The organism is Mycobacterium simiae, assembly GCF_008370645.1.
GTDB lineage: Bacteria > Actinomycetota > Actinomycetes > Mycobacteriales > Mycobacteriaceae > Mycobacterium > Mycobacterium simiae_A.
In genome coordinates this window covers 1-18285 of the sequence record NZ_VTZN01000010.1, presented here as the reverse complement: position 1 = coordinate 18285, position 18285 = coordinate 1, and the positions used below count along the sequence as shown (strand labels likewise).

Genomic DNA, 18285 nt, shown 5'->3' with positions numbered 1-18285 from the left:
TCTGTTTTAACTAGAACATGTTATAGAAAACCCGATCCGCACCGCTACCAGCCGCAGGAATACCCTGCTCGACACAAATCGGAACGTGTTCTAGTCTTTCTCTAAGTTCAATTCGGTCGTCCACTCCGGTCGTCGAACAGGCCGCACTCCCAGGAGGCAAACGTAAGTGACGTCCATTCAACAGCGCGATGCGCAGGCGGTGTTGGCGGCCATCGATGATCTGCTGCCGCAGATTCGGGAGTGTGCTCGGGCGACCGAAGAACTGCGTCGGTTGCCCGAGGAGACCGTCGCCGCGCTTGAGGAGGCCGGCTTTTTCACCCTCTTGCAGCCCCAACAGTGGGGCGGTCTGCAGTGTGATCCCACATTGTTTTTCGAAGCGACGCGGCGGTTGGCGAGCGCATGCGGTTCCACCGGCTGGGTGGCGTCGATTATCGGTGTGCACAACTGGCACCTGGCGCAGTTCGACCAGCAGGCCCAAGAGGAGGTGTGGGCCGAGGACCCAAAGGTGCGGATCTCTTCCTCATACGCGCCGATGGGCGCCGGTGTCGTTGTCGACGGCGGCTACTTGGTGAACGGTTCGTGGAATTGGTCGTCGGGCTGTGACCACGCCACCTGGACGTTCGTCGGCGGCCCGGTGATCAAGGATGGTCGGCCGGTCGATTTCGGGAGCTTCTTGATCCCGCGCACCGAATACGCGATCGACGACGTGTGGCACGTGGTCGGCTTGCGCGGCACCGGCAGCAACACCCTGGTGGTCAAGGACGTGTTCGTGCCGCGGCACCGGTTCCTGTCCTACAAGGCGATGAACGACCACACCGCCGGGGGACTGCAGACAAATATCGCTCCTGTCTACCGAATGCCTTGGGGGACAATGCATCCCACCACGATATCGGCGCCGATCGTTGGCATGGCTTATGGCGCGTACGCTGCGCACGTGGAGCATCAAGGCAACCGGGTGCGGGCAGCGTTCGCCGGGGAAAAGGCAAAGGACGACCCCTTCGCGAAGGTTCGTATCGCGGAGGCGGCCAGCGACATCGACGCCGCCTGGCGCCAGTTGATGGGCAACGTCGGCGACGAGTACGCATTGTTGGCCGCGGGCAAGGAGGTTCCCTTCGAGCTGCGGGCCCGCGCTCGGCGTGACCAGGTGCGCGCCACTGGCCGCTCGATCGCCTCAATCGACCGGCTGTTCGAGGCGTCCGGAGCCACCGCGCTGTCCAATGACGCTCCCATTCAGCGGTTCTGGCGCGACGCCCATGCCGGCCGGGTGCACGCCGCCAACGACCCGGAACGCGCGTACGTGATTTTCGGTAACCACGAGTTCGGGTTGCCTCCCGGCGACACCATGGTCTAGGCCATGACCGCAACCGAGGAATTGACGTTCGAATCCACGTCGCGCTATGCCGCGGTCGACGTTGACGGGCCGTTGCGGCTGCACTATCACGAGGCTGGTGTCGGCCACGAGCAGACCGTGGTGCTGCTGCACGGCGGCGGCCCCGGTGCGTCGAGTTGGACGAATTTCGCCCGCAATATCGCGGTGCTGGCCAAGCACTTTCATGTGCTGGCAGTCGATCAGCCCGGGTACGGCCACTCCGCCAAGCGTGCTGAGCACGGGCAGTTCAACCGCTACGCCGCGTCCGCGCTCAAGGGGCTTTTCGACCAACTGGGCTTGGCCCGGGTTCCCTTGGTAGGTAATTCCTTGGGCGGGGGCACCGCGGTACGCTTCGCCCTTGACTACCCGGACCGGGCTGGTCGGCTGGTGCTGATGGGTCCCGGCGGGCTGAGCATCAATCTGTTTGCCCCCGACCCGACCGAGGGCGTCAAGAAGCTGTCGAAGTTCTCTGTCGAGCCCACCCGGGCGAACCTCGAGGCGTTCCTGCGGGTCATGGTCTACGACAAAAAGCTGATCACCGCCGAGTTGGTGGACCAGCGTTTCGAGCTGGCCAGTACCCCAGAGTCATTGGCGGCCACGCGAGCTATGGGAAAGTCGTTCGCAGGGGCTGACTTTGAGCTTGGCATGATGTGGCGCGAGGTGTACCGCCTGCGCCAGCCGGTATTGCTGATTTGGGGACGCGAAGATCGGGTCAATCCGTTGGACGGCGCACTGGTCGCGCTGAAGACCATCCCGCGTGCGCAGTTGCACGTCTTCGGGCAGTGTGGACATTGGGCTCAGGTGGAGAAGTTCGACGAATTCAACAAGCTGACGATCGATTTCTTGGGAGGTGCCAGATGAGCATCCGGTCGCTGGGCTATCTCCGGATCGAGGCCACCGATATGGCCGCCTGGCGTGAGTATGGTCTCAAAGTCCTTGGCATGGTCGAGGGTAAGGGCAACACCGAGGGAGCCCTGTACCTGCGGATGGACGACTTCCCCGCTCGCCTGGTGATTGTGCCCGGTGAGCGTGACCGGCTAGCGGAGGCCGGCTGGGAATGCGCCAATGCTCAAGGCCTGCAAGAGATCCGGAATCGGCTCGATGTGGAGGGCACACCCTACAAGGAAGCCAATGCCGCTGAGCTGGCCGACCGCCGGGTGGACGAGATGATCCTGTTCTCCGATCCGTCCGGCAACCCGTTGGCGGCCTTTCACGGCGCTGCTTTGGAGCACCGCCGCGTGGTCAGTCCGTACGGGCACCGGTTCGTCACCGGTGAGCAGGGGCTCGGGCACGTGGTGTTGACCACTCGCGACGACGCCGAGGCGCTGCACTTCTACCGGGACGTGCTCGGCTTCACGCTGCGGGATTCGATGCGGTTGCCACCGCAGCTGGTGGGACGGCCCGCTGATGGTGCGCCGGCTTGGCTGCGTTTCTTTGGCTGCAACCCCCGCCATCACAGCTTGGCGTTTCTGCCGATGCCGACGCCCAGTGGCATCGTGCACCTGATGGTCGAGGTGGAGAATTCCGATGACGTGGGCTTGTGCCTGGACCGGGCGCTGCGCCGCAAGGTGCCCATGTCGGCCACCCTAGGACGGCACGTCAACGATCTGATGTTGTCGTTCTACATGAAGACCCCCGGCGGATTCGACGTCGAATTCGGTTGTGAAGGAAGGCAAGTTGACGATCACGACTGGATCGCGCGGGAGAGCACCGCGGTCAGCTTGTGGGGTCATGACTTCACGGTCGGCATCACCGGGTCATCCCAAGGCTAGCCGCCGTACTCATGGCTGCCGCACCGATTGACCCGCGTACGTTCCGCAACGTGCTGGGCCAATTTTGTACCGGGATCACCATCATTACTACGGTGCACGACAACATTCCAAGCGGTTTCGCGTGTCAGTCGTTTGCAGCATTATCTCTGGACCCACCGCTGGTGCTCTTCTGCCCTACCAAAGTATCGCGGTCGTGGCAGGCCATCGAGGCCAGCGGCCGCTTCTGCGTCAACGTGCTGACCGAGAAACAAAAGGACGTCTCGGCGCGTTTCGGGTCTAAGGACCCCAACAAATTCGCCGGAATAGGTTGGCATCTTTCGTCTTTAGGGTCGCCCATCATCGACGGATCGTTGGCCTACATTGACTGCGCGGTAGCGTCAGTACACGACGGCGGTGATCACTTCGTGGTGTTCGGCGCGGTCGATTCGCTCTCGGAGGTCCCGAAGATCAAGCCTCGGCCACTACTGTTCTACCGCGGCGAGTACACCGGCATTGAACCCGACAAGACTACGCCGGCTCAGTGGCGTGACGACCTCGAAGCTTTTCTGACCGCCACCACCCCGGACACCTGGCTCTGATCGGTTGGCACCGCGCAGCCTGCCCAGGTCACAGCGTTACCCGTTGGGCGCCAGGCCAGATAGCACGAGCCGCAGGCGAATCGCAGAAAGTGTCCTGTGACTGAGAGACATTCATATCGATGGCGTGCGAGCCGTCTTCCTGGTGGGCGCGACAACTCACGGTAAGGACTCGCTGGGTGCCCAGATCTACCTGCTCGGCTTCGATGGTCAGCGCCACCACGAGGGTGAGTCCCGCGCCGGTGGGTAGGTAGAAGGTGAGGTCGCGGCTATTGGGTGAGCCGCCGTTAGCGACGACGTAGCCGTCACCGCTGGAATACACTGCCTGTCCGAGCATTTGGGTGCGTTCGAAGTGAGTGCTATCGCCAACCGCGCGCCACACCGAGAACCGCGTGTTGGGGCTCCCGTGAAAAATGCGCTGAGCCATCGGGATGATTAACTCCTGGCGGCCGTCCCCGTCGAGGTCCTGCAACCCGACTCCGCTCGGACTCGACGGCTCGAGCAGCTCATCGATCGTTTGGACGGCCGTGCCTGTGGTATCGGTTACGACGACCTTGGCGGCCCTGAGCCCCTGCGCTTCTGGCGTCGTCGAGTACCTGACGTCGAAATTCAGTCCGACGCGATCACCAGCGTGCAGCCGGCAGTCTGGATGGGCCAGTTGGGCGTTGGGATTGATCACTGCAGCCGTGTGCGGGCAGGCCGTCAGGTTTGAGGTATCGGCGACAGCCCTGGGACACAACGCCGCAGCGATAATGACCGCGATAACGGCGATAAGTCGTGTCGCAGAATTCATGCAGCTGCACAATACCGCTCCCGGCCGGGTTCGCCAATAAGGTATTGGATGCCACTTCTCGACTCGGTAGAAATCGAATCAGCAGGCTCATCCACTAGCCGGCATTCGCTACCGGAAAGCACCCACGGGCGTACCGTCTACGCTGCCGAAACGCCGTGTCGACCACGTTTACACCCATGCGTTAGGGCAGCCGGCTGTGTACAATGAGTGGACGCGCTGTGTACAAAAGTTTTACGTGCCAGAAATGGCTTGGAATGCCATACCGAGCTACACCGCTGATGGGTAATAGCGGACGTCCAGGAAATTGTCGTTATCTTTTCCAAAACCTGTTCCTATTGCGGTGTGGCGGAGTTAACATCTGGGTCGTTGCGCGTTACCGCCGATGTAGCGCCTGCTGAGAGCGCTGGCTTTCCTCCATCGCGCACAGCATGGGGAACCGGGACCACGGCACATCAACAACCACAGACCCCGCCGCGGGGTCCTAACCACAGATAAGGGTACGAAATGTCACTGCAAACAGCTGCATCTCGCGTCTCCGATCTTCGGAGTCGCGACGCGGCGGAAGAGGCCTGGCAATGGATTGTCGATCTCAAAGAAGCGGCAAAGTCGGATCGCTCGGGCGCTGAGACTCAACTCAATTCGATTTTCAAACTAGGCACCCCACCAACCGATCTGGACGGGCCGACCAACGGCATCCTCGTCATGACGACGACGAACTCCGTGCTCGACGCAGCCGTCCGGTTCGTCACGAGCCTATGGATGCCATGGCGCGGAAAAAGGTTTGACTCAAAGGGTCACACTGGCGACAACCGGATGATTTCGGGTGCGAGGCTTCCATCCAAACTACTGTGGCCGCTGTACAAGATGAAGGATTCAACCGACGGCAAACTCGCTTTCGACTTCAAGACCTACAACGATGCCGGCAAGGCCGATCCCGGCACCCAGGTCATGGTTATCGATTACTCCGAGGTCGAAGCCAACCCCCGTCTCATCATCCGGAGTATTCGTGACGAACTGGTCGAGGTGGTGCCCGGCACGTATCTTGGCAAGATCCTCTTCCGGCTACCCCGGGACCGCTACGAGATGATCGGTTTCTTTGCCCTGCGCACGTAGTCGCGCGTCCGCTCTCCAATCGTTCGTGTCGCGCTGGCGCCGCACCCGCGTCCGCGCGGCGAATTTTGGTGCGCCACAGCCATATCGGGCTAGCGGCTGCGTTCTGCGCGGAGCTGTGGCGTGAATATTTAGCTGACGGGTAGCCGAACGCGTGCACGCCCGATGGCTCGTCGTGGGAAATCGTGTTGACCAGCTACTATTTGGCGGCCCATGTTACGGGAGGTGATTGTACCGCTCAGATACGTTGTGCGTTTCCTACCACGCTGGCCCTCATCGATCGGGTAAATCGATCACTACAGGAGGTATCGAGGCGAAAAGGCGGAGCGACGTGACGCCGACGGGTCGACGGCGAATCGCGCCGGCAGTGGCGGCGGTGGCCGTGATGGCTTTCGTGCTAGTTCATCCGGTAGACGCCCGCATCGTTAGGGATTCGACCGCCAACCGGGTGCCTTTTTTGGCTCGGCGCGCTCACACTCGGTCGTCGGCCTCGGCGCCGGGGTGGTATCCGGGCAGTGCGAGCTCATTGCGCAGCAGTTCGGCGGTGCGCTCGGCGAACATCGAGATCGTTAGGAATGGGTTGACTCCAATGGCACGCGGGATCACCGACGCGTCGCAGACATAGAGCCCGTCGTAGGTGCCGCCGTCCGGGCGAAATACGCGCCCGGCGTGGTCCACCACACCGGCGTCGACGTTGTCGGCCGTAACGCACCCGCCCATGGGGTGAGCGGTGATCAGATGCTTACCCAGGAAACGCTTATCCCAGCGCGGGTTTTTGATGTACGTTCCGCCGATCGCCTCGACGGCCGGTTTCATGATCGCGTCCACGTCGCGATAGACGGCCTCCGTAGGCGCCCCCGGCCAGTCAATCCTGACCGTGCCGTTCTTGCGGAGGACCAGTTCACCGTCGGAGTTGTCGTGCACCATGATCAAGAATCCGAGTGAGTGGTTCATCGCACCGTGGGTGTTGAACATGATGTCGCGACGCCAGCGGTCCAGCTTCGACCGCCGCAAATCGCGATAGCTGGTGGCGGCCAATCCCATCAACCCCAACCGGAAGCTGTCGACCAGCGCACGGGGTAACGACACATCTTCCACGGTGAATCGCTTCCGCAAGTCGGATTGGTCGGCGCCGAAACGCATGAGGGCGGTGATGCTCGGCCCGCACGCCACATCGGATCGGGGCGGCCCGTCGGTGGTCGCCCAGGGCTGGGTGTCGGTCTGCATGTCGGTGTTGTAGGCGATAGCGAAGTTGTCGCCGTTGCCGCTGAAGTTTTTGCCTAGCCGCGTCGACAGCTTTAACCCGGCCTGACTAGAACGCATCAGGATCTCATTGCTGCCGAGGGTGCCCGCGGCGACAATGACGTGGCGGGTGGTGACGACGATCTCGCTGCCCCGGTGCTTTCCTTCTTTTTCGCTGGTGCTCCGAGCGATGACCCGCCACCGGCCATCGCCCGTCGGCTCGATGCGTTGAGCTTCAACGCCGCAGAACATTTCGACGCCGTGATGCGCGGCCATCGGCAGGTAATTCGTCATCAGGGTGTTCTTCGAACCGGTGTTGTCGCCAGTGCCGTCGCCGCCGTGATTGGGGCAGCGTCGCCGCTGCACGCCGTACTTGGTGACCCGATCTTCGGTGCTGACGGTGATGTCGAGCATCTGCAACTGAGCGCCCGCGTTTTTGGCGATTTGCGTAAATGCCTCAACCCGGCGCAGCGACACGTTCTCCGCATACGGCACGGCGCCGAGCATGCGGCGTGCCCGCGCAAAGTATTCCGCCAAACCGCCGACGCCCTCGCGCTGCTGCTCGACTAGCCGTTGAAACTCCCGCGGCCAGGACGCGAGGAACACTTCGCGATCGGGGACGATCGCCACGTTGAAATTGATCAACGACGTGCCCCCGAGGCCGTTTCCGCGGATCACGTCGATGGTCTTGAACCGGTCGATTTCGATTAATCCCAGTGGATTGGGCGGACGCAGTTCTGCCAGCGCCTCCTTCTCGGACTCCGGGAAGGTGCCGGTGCGATGTTCGGCTCCCCTTTCCAGCACCGCGATGTTGAGTTTGCCGTCCGCAGCCGCGTTCGCGATCCCGAGGCGCGCGGCCGGAATAGCGCCGCCGTAACCGGAACCAAGAATGACGATGTCGTACTCGCTGCGTAACGCATCCGTTGACCTGGCCAGAACCGTAGCTGTTTCCGTCATGACCGCCCCCCTCCGTCTCGGGGCGCTCGGCCCCGACGAGTCAGTAAATCCGTAGCGCAGCCTAAACCGCTGAAGATCATTACTGAATAGATTGCGCTGAAAAATCGCCTCAGTAATTGTCAAGATCATTTACATCGACGCAGCTGATGGTCTCTTGGTCCTGCGGTGACATCACCAAGGCCAGGATGCGCGAACTGTACGTCCGAATTGACAAGCTGCGGGAGATCGGCGCCAATGTCGTAATTGTCAAATTGATGGACAATAAATGATTATAACAATCAGATAACATTCACGATTCGATTCAATAACTGTTATCGTTGTTTTCGACGCGATCAATACCATCCGTTCATCACTCGTTCCGCTCGCCCTGATTAAAGGAATCGCCATGTCGTCTTTGTTGACAAAGCCAGTTTTTTTGGCTGCGTCGACACCGAATGCGCCCGCCTTCGAATGGGGTACGAACGCGCCCACCGGTGTGCGTGGAGCGCCGCCGAATCGCCGGGCCGGCCCGGGCGGAACACGATGAGTCTGGTCATTCCCCGAGCGGCTGCGCCGCAATCACCTGCCGCCGCGCCCTTGATGGCGGGCAGACCCGGCCGCGGCCAGCCGGTAGCGGCTGTGTTGATCAAGCCCTGGCGCCATGTCGTCGGCCAGGCCGACGCGTCGTTGCAGACCCTCGGCCGCTTCGTCGAGCTAGCCACGCAGTCCATTGCCTACCTGATCACCGACGTGATCCGGCTGCGCCATCCCTGGCGCGACACCCTGCACCAAGCCTCCTTCATCGTGGGGGTTACCGCGATTCCGGCGTTGCTGATCTCCATCCCGTTCGGGGTAATTGTCGCTGTTCAGGTGGGCAGCGTTATCCAGCAGGTGGGCGCGACGTCGATTTCCGGTGCGGCCGGTGGCCTGGGTGTCATCCGTCAGGCCGCGCCGATCGTGGCCGCCTTGCTGCTCGGTGGCGCGGCTGGCTCCGCGGTTACCACCGACCTCGGCGCTCGCAGCATCCGCGACGAAGTGGACGCGCTGCGGGTTATGGGCATCGACCCGGTACAACGACTCGTCACGCCGCGGCTGGCGGCAATCATTGTGGTGGCCCCGCTGTTGTGCGTCTTCATCATCTTCATGGGCCTCTCCGCGGGCTACGTGATCAATGTGGGATTCCAATCCGGCGTTCCCGGTAGCTATATCGCCTCCTTTGGGTCGTTTGCCACCGTCGGAGATGTCGTCATTGCGTTGCTCAAGACCTGGCTGTTCGGGGTGATCGTGACCCTGATCGCGTGCCAACGTGGTCTGGAGACTCGAGGCGGCCCCCGCGCGGTAGCCGACGCGGTCAACGCGGCTGTCGTCCTCGGCGTGGTCACCGTTTTCGTCCTCAACCTGGTGATCACTCAACTGGTCTCCATGTTCATGCCGACGAAGGTGGGCTGATGGCTGGGTATACGGCGACGCCGTCGCGGCATTTGCCTTTTGGCTTGGGTACCGCGCTGCGGTTCTCGTGGGCGGCGGCCCATCGAGGCGGCTCGGTGTTCGAGCGCCTCGGGCACCAGGCCACCTTCCTGGCCCAAGTACTTAGCGCGATTCCGCGAACCGTCTCGCGCTACCGGCGCCATACCGGAACGCTTCTGGTCGACATGATCTGGGGCAATGGTTCGCTGATCGTCGGTGGCGGGACCATCGGCGTACTGGCGTTTATGGGCGCCGCGATCGGGGGTTCGGTCGGAGTCGAGGGGTATGCCGCTCTAGACATGGTCGGCATGGGACCGCTTACCGGATTCATTTCCGCCTACGCCAACACACGAGAGATGGCACCGATGATCGCGGCCATCGGGTTTGGTGCCCAAGCCGGCACCCGGATGACCGCCGAAATCGGCGCCATGCGGATCTCAGAGGAAATCGACGCGCTGGAAGCCCAAGGCATCCCGTCCATTCCGTACGTGGTGACGCCACGCGTCATCGCCGGGATGATCACCATCATTCCGCTGTACCTGTTGGCCCTGATCTTGAGCTATGTGTCTTGTGCATTGGTGGTCAACGTGCACGGCCAATCGACAGGTACGTACTCCCACTACTTCGACTCATTCATCCAGCCCGCAGATGTGGCCTGCTCGGTGGTCAAAGCGACCATCTTCGTGGTGCTGATCGTCGCAATCCACTGCTACGAAGGCTATTACGCCGCCGGTGGCTCCGAGGGGGTCGGGCAGGCTTCGGGCCGCGCGATCCGCGCCAGCCTGGTCACCGTCGTCATCACCGACATGGTCCTCACGTTGTTGTTCTGGGGCAACAACCCCGGTCTGAGGTTGTCGGGTTAGGTTATGCGGGCACCCAGTTCACACGCCTTACGCATTCGCGGCCTCGCTGTGGCCGTGGTGCTGACCATCGTGGGCACCGCGCTGTATCAGGCGGCCCGAGGCAGTTATGACGACACGTTCAAGCTGACCGTGATCGCCAACACCATCGGCGAGGGCCTGGCGCCGGGCGCCGAGGTGAAGTTCCACGGCCTGGCCATCGGGTCGGTCAAGACACTGGAATCGACCGGATACAACAAGCAGCAGATGACGGTGCTGCTCGACCCGCGGCAGGCCCGGGCACTGACCGTCGACACCGTAGCGAGGTTTACCTCCTCGAACGTCTTCGGTACCGCCGCAGTTGAACTCGTCAGCGACGGCACCGGACCCCCGCTGTCCGCGAATCAAACCTTGGTGCTCCGCAACGACGTCGAGGCAGCTTCGGTCACCGGCCTGCTGCGTCAGGGGCAGCGACTGAGTCGGATCTTCGACACACCCGAGTTCGAGCACGTCATCGAGGTGCTACGCCGGCACGCCGACCTGATCGAGCCGGCGGCCAAGGCCGGCTTGGATTTCGCCAAGATCCTCGCCGACTCCCAGACCGTGCCCTTCTCCCAATCACTTTCGGTGCTGGGATCGTTCGTCAACGGTCTGGGTGACTCCCTTCCCGTCGTCGGCCAGACCGGCGGCCTGCTCGACGCGCTTGACCCGCTGGTCGTGCCGGGCGGCGTCGACCGCACCACTACGGTCATGCGCCAAACCGGCCAGCTGCTCCGGGATGCCGGACAGATCTCCCTGCAGCACCACCCCTGGCTCATCCAGCTGCTCGGCGCGATCATGAACATCGAGATCCCGACCATGTACGCATTGGGCAGCCTGGCGCCGGCTTATGACCGGCTCTCCGGCCTGTTCGATCGCACCAGCACTGCCTTTTCGGTTGTCGACGGCGAGGTGCGGATGCGCGCCGAGGTCACCTTCGACACGTCGCCGGGTGCGCCCGTGCCAGGGGGTGGCCGGTGAGGAAGGTCTCCAGATCAGCGTTTTGGCTGACCCTGTTCACCACGGTTGCCACGGTGTGCGCGGTCATCGTGCTGACCGCCCTGCGCAGCCCGGTCAACGGATCTGTCGTGCGCTACACCGCGACCTTCACCGACGTATCGGGACTCGATGTCGGCAACGACGTGCGCATCTCCGGAGTGCAAGTCGGCAAGGTCCAGGCCGTCCGGCTCGAAGGCCGCACCGCCAAGGTCGACTTCACCGCGCTCAACGAGCATCCGGTGTATCGGAATACCGTTGCTGCCGTGCGCTTTCAGAATCTGCTCGGACAGCGCTATGTAGAACTGGTGCAACCCGCCGCGCCGGGCGAACGGCTGCCCGCGGGATCGGCCATCCCGATCGGACAGACAGTTCCATCGTTCGATATCACCAAGTTGTTCAACGGATTTCGGCCGGTATTCACCACGCTTGACCCTGCCCAGCTCAACCAGTTCGGCGAGAACCTGCTGCGGATGATCCAAGGTGACGACACCGGAATCGGCCCGGTGCTACGCGATCTGGACGCCATCTCCAAGTTTGCGATCAACCGCCAAGCCGTCATCAGCGTGCTCGTCCGCAATCTCAGCGAGATCTCGCGTGACTTGGGCGGCAGGTCGCAGCAGCTCTTCCGGCTCATCGCCTCGCTCAACGGTCTGCTGTCGACCTTTACCTCCAGGGCCGACGAGTTTCGCACCTCGATCGATGTGGAATTGCCGCTGCTGCGCAGCCTCGTGCACATTCTGCAATATGCCGAGCGCTCCTTCGACGGATCGACGGTGCCGCTCTACGACATGACCAGCCGAATGTTCCCACAGACGCCCACTATCATCGCCGGCCTCTCCCTGGTGCCCGCGCTGATCCAGGGCTTGCGGGACTGGCTGGTTCGCGACCAGCAGGCCACGCCGACCTTCACCTGCTCCCACGGCCAAGTCCACCTTCCTGGCATCGGGCAAGTGTCATTCGCGCAACAGGATTTGGTGGTGTGCCGGTAATGATCTTCGGCAGATACCATCGCGCACTCCACGAACACGCGGCGGCGGCCCGCAGCCGTCGGCTCGGGATGATCGGCATCGTCGCCATCGTGGTCGTGCTAGCCACCACCGGGGTGGCCTACCTTAATCCGACTGGGCAGATCAGCTATACCGCGAACTCCGCCAACTCCGGGGGCCTTCGTGTTGGCGACGACGTCCGTATCGCCGGCGTCCCGGTAGGCAAAGTCACCAATGTCCGGCTGAACCGGACTGTCGTGGAAATAACCTTCGAAGTCAAGCGATCGGTCGTCGTCGGCTCGCAATCCACCCTGGACGTCAAGTTGCTGACCCCGTTGGGCGGGCACTTTGTGGCGCTCGAGCCGCAAGGCGGACTGCCGCTGGGCCACAATGTGATTCCGCCGCAACGGGTTAAGACGCCGTTCGAGGGCAACGACATGATCCAGGAGGTCACCTCGTTCCTCAAGGAGGTCAACGGCCAGGTCATCCACGACACCTTTACCGAGCTCGCCTACGCCACCAACAAGTATCCCAATGCGCTGCGGGACATCCTGCAGTCCGCAAACGAGTTGACCGCAACGTTGAGCAAGATGAACGACGACTTCCATCGCGGTATGGACTTCGTCAAACATTCCAGCAGCGCCCTGGTCTCGGGTCGCAAACAACTCGTGGCGTTGCTCGAGCAATTTACGTTGGTGGGACAGCGCTATACCTCCAAGTCCGTCGACATCATCGAGTTCTTTGCCCTGCTATCCGAGCTGACCCGGATCACCGACCGCATCATGGTGTTCTACAGCCGCGAGATCGCGCCCACCGTCAACGGAATCGACGATGTTATCGACACTTTGGTTGCCCATCCGGAGCGGGTCGGCCAGGCCGCCGAGGGCCTGGGCCAGATTCTCAGCATCGTAGTGCCGATGCTCAGTGGCAACGGTGTCGTCGTCGACGAGAGCCACCGATCGGTGCCCGGCCAGGACCTGTGTCTTCCCAGCATCGTGCGGCGCTGCTGAGATGACGAAAAAGCCTATCCTGCTTGCCTGCACGGCGATCGTCGCAGTCACCGCTGTCGCTGTGATCGGCACCAAGATCGCGCTGCCGAGATTCAACAGCAACCGGGCCCTGTGCGCCGAATTCACCGATGCCGCAGGACTGTATCCCGGCAACAAAGTGCAGCTGCTAGGTATCGACGTAGGCTCGGTGACCGCGATCACCAACATGCCCGATCATGTTCGAGTCGACTTCACCGTCGCCAAGGAACTCGATTTGCCAGCCGATGTGGGCGCGGTCACCTACTCGCAGTCGGTGATGAGCGATCGGCATGTCGAGCTCACCAAGACCTATGCCAGCGGCCCCAAGTTCACCGGCCCGCACTGCATCAAGCTGGAATCCACCAAGACACCGATCGGCGTCAGCGAAACATTCTCTGCCGTCGACAAACTCGCCACCGCCATCGTGGGATCCGCAGACGGGAAAAACCCTTCGGATTCGCCCGGCGCGCAAGCCATCAACGACAGCCTGCAAGCAGCAAGCCGTTCGTTGGAGGGCACCGGCGGACAACTCAACCACACGATGCGAGACCTGGCAGCCGTTATCGGCGACCCCTATCAGGCCGACGTTGACGCCCGCCAGCTCGTCGAGAACGGCGAGATCCTGACATCGACGTTGCTGCAACACTGGGACACCATCTCCTCAGTGATCCACACCCTGCCCGAAAGCCTGAAAATGACGCAGGGGCTCGCGGACGGCTTTGCGGCTGCGCTCGACCATCTGGCGCACGCGCTGCCGATCCTGATCGATGCGTTGAATCGGTTTGCGCCGCGGGTCTATCACAACATCACCGACAAGCTGATCCCATGGATCCGGGATATCCTCAACGCCTACACCCCGCACATCGTGGGCTTCATCAATGCCTTGCCGCCGTTGACCAACTGGCTCGCCTCGAAGTACGAACCGGCTTGGGGTACCCACAACGTCACCTACATCCCACCGCAAGTTGCGCTTTCACCATCGCAGGCCAGCGCCGTCTGTAGCGTGCTGCGGCAACGGAACACCCCCGGCAGCGAGGCAGCATGTGCGCCCGGTACCGCCTCCGACCCAGTCACCCTCGGCTTGACCGATCTCCTCCTGGGGGCTGCGTTGCCATGACCCGACCAACCTCACGCACACTGCGGGCGCTGCTCGGCGCCCTGCTCATCAGCCTGGTGGCGGCGTGCTCACTGGACCCGACCCGGTTGCCGGTACCCGGTTCCTATGTCCCGGGGGACAAGTACACCATCAAAGTCGAATTTTCCAGTGTGCTCAACCTGCCGGCCAGGGCCAAAGTGGACTTCGGTGGCATACGCGTTGGCGTCCTGGACCGAGTGAAGCTGGTCGGCAGCACGGCAGTCGCCTACGTCGACGTGTCCAGCAGTGTCAAGCTGCCGCAAAACACCCACGCCGAACTGCGTCAGGCCACCGTGCTCGGCGACATCTACATCGCCCTGCTGCCACCGGAGCAACCAGTCCCCACTCCCTTACACGACGGTGACACCATTCCGTTGCACAATACGGTCCCGGCCGACAACGTCGAGGACATCTTGCGGGGGGTGTCGAACCTGGTCACCGGCGGTGACCTGAACACGTTGCAAGAAACGGTGATCAACCTCAACAAGGCGTTCCCGAAAGACCCGGCCGAGCAGGACCGGATCCGGGCGAAGCTGGCCGGAGTGCTGCACGACCTGGCGGCTAACCAGGATGCGATCGACAAAATCCTTTCCAGCACCCAGAACATCAGCCGGGGCCTGATCACTAATACGGGAGCCTTGGACCGACTGATCACCGAAGGACCGGGCAAGCTGGACGCGATGTCGCAAGTGTTACCGGACATCATCGAGCTGGCCGTCGACTTCCAGGACCTCGGCCGCAGCGGCGCGGAATTGCTGGTGCCCAACACGTCTGACTTCATCCAGATGCTTTCCTACATCACGCCGCTGGTCGGCTCCATGGCGGCAGCTGACACCACGGTGCCGGTGGTTGCCGACAAGCTGGTCGGATTGATCCGGGACAAGCTCGTTCCGTTCTTCGGCAATGGCGGGCCGAAATTCAGCGTCTCTGCAGTGCATTCGCCACGTGGCAACCCGGGGGTAGGTGATCCCGCCGACAAAGCCGACCAAGCGATATCGGCGATGCGAACGATGGGATTGCTGCCATGAAGTTCAATGCCGCAACCACTTTGGTGATCCTGGCGGTCATCACTGTGCTCGGCGCAGCCTATTTGTCGCTCGGCGTGCTCGATATCAATCCAGCCGCACAACCCACCCGGATCACTCTCTTGCTGGACAACTCGGGCGGACTACTGCCCACGTCGCAGGTCACGATGCGCGGTATCCAGGTGGGCCGGGTGACGGGAATCCGAACCACGCCGACCGGACTGAAAGTGTCGATCGACCTCGACCCGGCCCATCCGATTCCCGCGAACAGCGTGATCAGTGTGCAAAACCTTTCCCTCGTCGGGGAGCAGTACATCGATTTCAAGCCGAAACATATTGCGCCGCCATACTTCAGCGAGGGCACGGTGATACCGGCTGATCGGATCGCGGCGGCGGTCACGGTCAGCGATCTGCTCGCCCGGGCTAACACGTTGCTGGCGGCGGTGAATCCGAGTTATGTCCGCACCATCGTCACCAACGTCTCACAAGCGCTCGCCGGCAGCGACGCTACCCTGGATTCGCTGGCCACTTCGGCGGGGTTGGTCGCCAAGATGGAGTGGGAGAACAGGCAACTGTTGGCAACGCTGTTCAACAATGTCTCGACGATGACGAACGGCCTGGGCGACCTGCACGCCGGTGAGGTGCTGAGCGAGGCCGGCACCCTCACGCCGGGCGCGGTGCTGGCGCTGACCAGGCTGGTACGCGACACCGACGAGTACACCCACATGCTGGACGGAGCCCTAGCGCCGGGGGCGGCACTGCCCACACTGGTGGCCAACCTCGGCCAGTACCTGGACATGTTGTCCGGACCTCTGAGTACCTTCGCGACAGTCCTCGAGCCGGCCACCGCGCCGCTGCGCGGTTTCAAGGTCGACGCCGGGCATTGGCTCGATTTCTGGGAGTCGACCTGCAACGACAACGGCGGACTGCGCGTGCAAGTGAACGTGCCGGAATGGCACCAACAGTGAAGGATCACCGATGACCACGGACACCATCTGCGAGGCCGAATCGCCGGACCTGGTCGAGGATGTCGAGCAAAGCGACGTTGCCGGCGATAGCGGTCGCCGCTGGCTGCCACGGCCGCCACGGCTGCGGTTTCGGCCGAAGCGGCCATGGCGCTGGGTGTCGACCGTCGTTGTCACTACGGTGCTCGGCGGTGGTGTATTCGGGTTTGCTAAATACCGCGAGGTGGCCGACGAGTTGGCGGCGCTGCGCGGGGCCCAGTCCGATCGGGCCACAGCGGCCAAGCTGGCCAGGGATTACGCGCTGAAGTCGCTGACCTACAGCTTCGAGGACCCGGACGCCTTCTTCCGGTCGGTGGAGAGCGGTGTTTCGCAGGCGCTGCAGGACAAGTACGTCAATGCCACCGACCTGCTCAAGGGCGTCATGCTGCAGGCTCAGGTCACCTCCACCGGCGAGGTGCTGGCCACCGATGCGGTTGCCCAGCCCGGCCAGGTGTACCAGGTGGTGGTTTCGGCGGCCCAGACCACTCGCAACCTGCAAAATCCGGAGCCGCGAGTATCGCTCATCCTGCTGCAGATCACAATCAACAAGGTTGGCGAAAGTTGGCAGGTCTCCGATATTGGCCCTAAGACCGGCAGCCATGCGCCGAACGCAGGGCCGTAGTGCTGCTCGAATTATCCGCGAGCGTAACGCTACTGCGTTATTCCGCGTGATTTTTCGCGCTGGCGTTACGCTCGTGGACCCCGAACGGCGAGCGATGTGACTACAGTGGTCAGGGTCGACACATCGAGACGTTCAAGAGAGTAGAGCTGTGCAGGTTCGGCGCTTCGGCGAGCTGGAGGCGGTCATTATGGACCGCGTATGGAAGCGTGGTGAGGTCGTCACCGTTCGCGATGTGTTCGACAACTTGGCGCATGATCGCCAAATCGCCTACACCACAGTCATGTCCACCATGGATAACTTGTACCGCAAAGGCTGGCTACAGCGTGAGCGGGCGGGAAAGGCATTTCGCTACTGGTCGACCATGACCCGCGAGGAACATTCGGCCCGACTCATGCGAGACGCCTTCGACGCCGGGGGAGATTCCGACTTGGTGTTGACGTTTTTTCTCAAGCAATTGGACCAGGACGAATCAACACGGGTTCGCGACGTGCTGCGCCGGATCATCGATCGGCATGAATCGTGAACGTGGCCCTGCTGTTGCTGGGGTATGGCTCGGCGTTGACCTGGTTCGGCCCGCTGCTGCTACGCCGGGTCACCGGCACGGGTGTGCATCCTCAGCTGGCCGTGATGGGTTGGCTGACCATGGTCTGTGCAGCGATAGCCGCGTGGGGTGCTGCGCTGGTGATATTGGGCATCGCCGTCGTGCACAGCGTGGGGCGCCACCGGACACTGGCCTTGTGCTTGGAGACGTTAGGACTCACCGGCCAATTGGGATTGCCGCATGCAATTGCCTCAGCGCTGGCGATCTGCCTGTTGTTTGCCGGCCTGATAACCACCGCTGTCGTCTGTTGGCGTATCGGCAATCACCTGCTCAGGCAAAGAACACGCAGTCGCCTGCATGCAGCGACTGCTCGGGCGATCGGCGGCGTCGGCGCCTGGCCGAACGTGGTCGTCGTCCCGGCGCCGCAACCAGTCGCATACTGCGTAACTGGTCGACCCCACGCACTGGTAGTGGTCACCACCGCCGCTCTGGGCCGGCTCGACGAGCAGCAGCTAGCAGCTGTGCTGGCCCACGAATATGCGCACCTGGCAGGTCGTCACCATGACCTGCTCATGGCGCTGCGTGCTATTGCCGCCAGCCTGCCACGACTTACCTTGTTCTCCGCAGCAGCCGACGTGGTGGCAGACCTGCTCGAGATGTGTGCTGATGATGCTGCGGTGCGACGCCACGGGAAAATAGCGCTGGTGCGTGGACTACTGGCACTGACCGCGCCGCCGGCGATGGCCTCAGCGGCGCTGGGAGCCGCCGGTACCGCGACGCTGGCCCGGGCCACCCGGCTCGCT

The 18285-nt window shown here is 62.5% G+C and carries 18 protein-coding genes; 16 read left to right on the top strand and 2 right to left on the bottom strand.

The window, feature by feature from the left end; all coding sequences use genetic code 11:
* Positions 1-166: 166 nt before the first annotated feature.
* From hsaA to hsaB, 4 genes are read left to right on the top strand one after another with little or no spacing between them, the layout of a single operon-like run.
* A complete protein-coding gene (gene hsaA / locus F0Q45_RS03190; RefSeq protein WP_149652536.1) occupies positions 167-1351 on the top strand; it encodes a 3-hydroxy-9,10-secoandrosta-1,3,5(10)-triene-9,17-dione monooxygenase oxygenase subunit in 1185 nt (394 codons plus the stop codon).
* A gap of 3 nt (positions 1352-1354) precedes the next feature.
* Positions 1355-2230, top strand: coding sequence for a 4,5:9,10-diseco-3-hydroxy-5,9,17-trioxoandrosta-1(10),2-diene-4-oate hydrolase (gene hsaD / locus F0Q45_RS03185; protein WP_149652534.1), 876 nt, complete (start codon positions 1355-1357; stop codon positions 2228-2230).
* Positions 2227-3141, top strand: coding sequence for an iron-dependent extradiol dioxygenase HsaC (hsaC, locus tag F0Q45_RS03180; protein ID WP_149652532.1), 915 nt, complete (start codon positions 2227-2229; stop codon positions 3139-3141). Before hsaD ends, hsaC begins: the two co-directional genes overlap by 4 nt.
* A gap of 11 nt (positions 3142-3152) precedes the next feature.
* Positions 3153-3719, top strand: a complete 567-nt coding sequence (gene hsaB, locus F0Q45_RS03175; protein ID WP_149652531.1) for a 3-hydroxy-9,10-secoandrosta-1,3,5(10)-triene-9,17-dione monooxygenase reductase subunit — start codon at positions 3153-3155, stop codon at positions 3717-3719.
* Positions 3720-3747: 28 nt separating this feature from the next.
* On the opposite strand, the gene F0Q45_RS03170 is transcribed toward hsaB, so the two are convergent.
* Entirely contained in the window at positions 3748-4509 is a 762-nt protein-coding gene (locus F0Q45_RS03170) for a hypothetical protein (RefSeq protein WP_262490849.1), read from the bottom strand.
* A gap of 504 nt (positions 4510-5013) precedes the next feature.
* Between F0Q45_RS03170 and F0Q45_RS03165 the strand changes: the two genes are divergently transcribed.
* Positions 5014-5622 carry a hypothetical protein gene (locus tag F0Q45_RS03165; RefSeq protein WP_149652530.1) on the top strand — a complete coding sequence of 203 codons (609 nt, stop codon included), beginning with the start codon at positions 5014-5016 and terminating at the stop codon, positions 5620-5622.
* A gap of 468 nt (positions 5623-6090) precedes the next feature.
* Here the strand turns inward: F0Q45_RS03165 and F0Q45_RS03160 are convergent, their stop codons facing one another.
* Complete coding sequence (locus F0Q45_RS03160) at positions 6091-7818, bottom strand: GMC family oxidoreductase N-terminal domain-containing protein (protein WP_149652529.1); 1728 nt, start codon at positions 7816-7818, stop codon at positions 6091-6093.
* Between the two features lie 522 nt (positions 7819-8340).
* On the opposite strand from F0Q45_RS03160, the gene F0Q45_RS03155 reads away from it, so the two are divergent.
* From F0Q45_RS03155 to F0Q45_RS03105, 11 genes are all read left to right on the top strand, one after another.
* Positions 8341-9246 (top strand): MlaE family ABC transporter permease, encoded by a 906-nt coding sequence (locus tag F0Q45_RS03155; RefSeq protein ID WP_149652527.1) that lies wholly within the window; start codon positions 8341-8343, stop codon positions 9244-9246.
* The gene (locus tag F0Q45_RS03150; protein ID WP_149652526.1) at positions 9246-10127 is read left to right on the top strand and encodes an MlaE family ABC transporter permease; all 882 of its coding nucleotides are present in this window, start codon (positions 9246-9248) and stop codon (positions 10125-10127) included. Before F0Q45_RS03155 ends, F0Q45_RS03150 begins: the two co-directional genes overlap by 1 nt.
* Positions 10128-10130: 3 nt before the next feature.
* Complete coding sequence (locus tag F0Q45_RS03145) at positions 10131-11123, top strand: MlaD family protein (RefSeq protein WP_149652525.1); 993 nt, start codon at positions 10131-10133, stop codon at positions 11121-11123.
* Positions 11120-12130, top strand: a complete 1011-nt coding sequence (locus tag F0Q45_RS03140) for an MlaD family protein (protein ID WP_149652524.1) — start codon at positions 11120-11122, stop codon at positions 12128-12130. Before F0Q45_RS03145 ends, F0Q45_RS03140 begins: the two co-directional genes overlap by 4 nt.
* Positions 12130-13137: an MlaD family protein gene (locus F0Q45_RS03135; RefSeq protein ID WP_149652573.1), complete on the top strand. Its 1008-nt coding sequence runs from the start codon at positions 12130-12132 to the stop codon at positions 13135-13137. The genes F0Q45_RS03140 and F0Q45_RS03135 overlap by 1 nt, the downstream gene beginning before the upstream one ends.
* Position 13138: 1 nt before the next feature.
* Positions 13139-14272: an MlaD family protein gene (locus F0Q45_RS03130; RefSeq protein WP_149652522.1), complete on the top strand. Its 1134-nt coding sequence runs from the start codon at positions 13139-13141 to the stop codon at positions 14270-14272.
* The gene (locus F0Q45_RS03125; RefSeq protein WP_149652521.1) at positions 14269-15318 is read left to right on the top strand and encodes an MlaD family protein; all 1050 of its coding nucleotides are present in this window, start codon (positions 14269-14271) and stop codon (positions 15316-15318) included. The genes F0Q45_RS03130 and F0Q45_RS03125 overlap by 4 nt, the downstream gene beginning before the upstream one ends.
* Complete coding sequence (locus tag F0Q45_RS03120) at positions 15315-16283, top strand: MlaD family protein (RefSeq protein ID WP_149652519.1); 969 nt, start codon at positions 15315-15317, stop codon at positions 16281-16283. Before F0Q45_RS03125 ends, F0Q45_RS03120 begins: the two co-directional genes overlap by 4 nt.
* Before the next feature lie 10 nt (positions 16284-16293).
* A complete protein-coding gene (locus tag F0Q45_RS03115; RefSeq protein ID WP_262490848.1) occupies positions 16294-16941 on the top strand; it encodes a hypothetical protein in 648 nt (215 codons plus the stop codon).
* Between the two features lie 148 nt (positions 16942-17089).
* The gene (locus F0Q45_RS03110) at positions 17090-17464 is read left to right on the top strand and encodes a BlaI/MecI/CopY family transcriptional regulator (protein WP_149652518.1); all 375 of its coding nucleotides are present in this window, start codon (positions 17090-17092) and stop codon (positions 17462-17464) included.
* On the top strand, positions 17461-18285 hold an 825-nt coding region (locus tag F0Q45_RS03105; protein WP_149652517.1), incomplete at its 3' end, for a M56 family metallopeptidase. The genes F0Q45_RS03110 and F0Q45_RS03105, both read left to right, overlap by 4 nt.